Origin of the sequence: Neobacillus drentensis, from assembly GCF_036966985.1 — a bacterium.
Lineage (GTDB): Bacteria > Bacillota > Bacilli > Bacillales > Cytobacillaceae > Neobacillus > Neobacillus drentensis_E.
The window spans coordinates 1-611 of sequence record NZ_JBALSN010000376.1 but is presented as its reverse complement, the minus strand read 5'-3'; the positions used below and the strand labels follow the sequence as shown (position 1 = coordinate 611).

At 33.1% G+C, this 611-nt stretch carries 1 protein-coding gene; it reads right to left on the bottom strand.

Translation table 11 applies throughout. The annotated features are described in order from the left end of the window. Nucleotides 1–219: 219 nt before the first annotated feature. Nucleotides 220–611 (bottom strand): hypothetical protein (locus tag V7659_RS22495; RefSeq protein ID WP_335542420.1); only part of this gene is annotated, 392 nt, incomplete at its 5' end.

Below are 611 nucleotides of genomic sequence, written 5' to 3'. Positions count from 1 at the left end.
ATCAATGCTATAATAAAAGATGTAATTATTTTCAGTTTCTAATACAACATGATCTGCTTCAACACCAATCAGTTTTCCTTTAAAAATATCTTCACCTACAAAAAGATTTACCTCAAAACCCTTTAATAAATCCAATGCAGCTGAAAATTTCTCTATACCCATATTTATCCTCCTTAAGAGATAATGGGTCGCTCCTCTAATGGAGAAGCGACATATTTTTTATTCGTTATCGTCTTTATCTTTGTTCTTATTGCTTTTATCGGAATCATCGTTCTTTTGGCCGCCATCATTTTTTGATGATTCAACCTTTAATCCATAGCTGATGTTTCGAATATGCTTCATGGACACACGAACAACTTCTTCCTTAACAATTAGTGAGCAAAAATGTTTGTTTACTTCGCTTAGGACCCCTTCAAATGATTCAGGACCTCCACGATTAATTCTTACCCATTGAAATCTGATGCTTTCTAATAGCTTTACAAAGGTATCGGCTTTTTTGAAATCAAATTTTTCTGGGACCTTTATATCGAACTTTATATCGTCTTTAGCACTTTCTGTAATACTTCTAATGTGATTCGTTTTAAAGAAAACCACACCATCAGTTTCAGTTA